Source organism: Mycobacterium sp. TH-M82 (genome assembly GCF_057473605.1).
In genome coordinates this window covers 1-1,491 of sequence record NZ_JBYCKY010000805.1, presented here as the reverse complement: position 1 = coordinate 1,491, position 1,491 = coordinate 1, and the positions used below count along the sequence as shown (strand labels likewise).

Annotated in this window: 1 protein-coding gene; it reads right to left on the bottom strand. The window is 62.2% G+C overall.

Annotated features, from left to right (window positions below):
* Window positions 1-148: 148 nt before the first annotated feature.
* Window positions 149-589: a hypothetical protein gene (locus AC2VON_RS23680; RefSeq protein ID WP_486955034.1), complete on the bottom strand. Its 441-nt coding sequence runs from the start codon at window positions 587-589 to the stop codon at window positions 149-151.
* Window positions 590-1,491: the final 902 nt, after the last annotated feature.

Genomic DNA, 1,491 nt, shown 5'->3' with positions numbered 1-1,491 from the left:
GCCAGCCGACTTTGACACTGCGAACAGCCGGTTCGGGATCCGTCATGGATCCCACGCCGATTCGACGCGCGCTCTCGCATCCTGCGTCCGGCGGGCCATCCACCAGGCTGCAGTGCCTCGTCTGGTGCGCACCGGCCACCAATCGGTCTCACTCGTAGGTGGCGGTCAACCAAGCGAGATCCTCGTCCCAGTCAGCGATCGCTTCGGAGTAGTCGGCATCTTGTCGCTGCGCATTTCGGGAGAAAGCGGCGAGGGAATTGCACATCTTCGTCAGACGCTGATGGCTAGCCGGTGGTCCCCATTCGTGTACGTAGTTGCGAGCATCGGCAGATCCGGCGACCAGCTCCACGTGGAGGACCTGCCGCAGGATTTTGCGCCTCTCAACGGGTCTGAGGCCCTGTTTCCCTACGTTGTAGCCCATTTGGCGCAGTACGCCTGAGGTGGGCCATGCGCCGGTGTCGAAGTCGACGACCAGTTGGTAAAAGGGCGGCGCGTTGATGTCATGATCATCTAGATCGGGTTCTGGGTCTGGTTCCTGAGGTGGAGTAGGCGTCGAAGGCGAGCCGTGGTCAGGCTCTTCGTCGTGCACCCAGGGCAGAACAGACGCCAGCCGTTGCCAGAAAGTCTTGCCGCCAGGCGCCGTCGGGGGGTCGGTTGGTGGGTCCGCGAACGAGGTACTGTGCTGTCGCCACGCTGGTATGTCGCCACACGGCTCTTCACGTCCGTAGCGGATGTTGCGGATGGGATCGGGTGGCGCTCCACGCTCACCCATCGTTCGCCGCCTACGCTCGCTCATGCCACTCGACCTCCCCGGTGAGCCAGCCCGCACAGAGCAGCGTGCCGGTACCGCCAATGAGTACTTTCGTGGGACTGAACGTAGGTCCGGGGGGCGACAAATGTATAGGGGAGAGTGTCACGATTTTTGTACTTACTCGCAGTTGGTTGGAGCGAGGCAGTCTGTAAAAAATCTTTACTTGACCTCGGTGTGCATCGGCGCTGGTGTCGGCGTCATGCGCGCACTTCAGCGGGCGTTTTAGGCAGGGTGACTCCGGAGGGTTGTACGACTCAGTCGGGGGAGTCGCCCAGAGTCGCTTTGCACTTAGTGGTCGCGCCCGTAAGGTCGTCGGGCCCGTTCGCTGAGGCGCCGAGACTGCGGTGGCGGCGACGTCGAGGCGAAAAAGGAGCGCTGAACGCAGTCTCGAAGCCGCCAGTGCAGACTCGGCACCAGCGGCGTCTGGTAACGACCCTCGACGAACTTACGGGCGAGATCACTTAGTTTGCACGAGAACTGCCACGGGATTTAGAGGCCCGTTGTCACCACCCGTGTCACCACCTGCGGCGACTGCCCCGGTTCCCGAAAAGCAGAAAAACCCTGTTAGGCAGGGGTTTTCGGTGGTGCGCCGTCAGGGTTTCGAACCCCGGACCCGCTGTTAGCGGACGAGCTATATCCCCGGGCGGCGGGAGTGGGCGTGAGTAGGCAGAAAAATACGC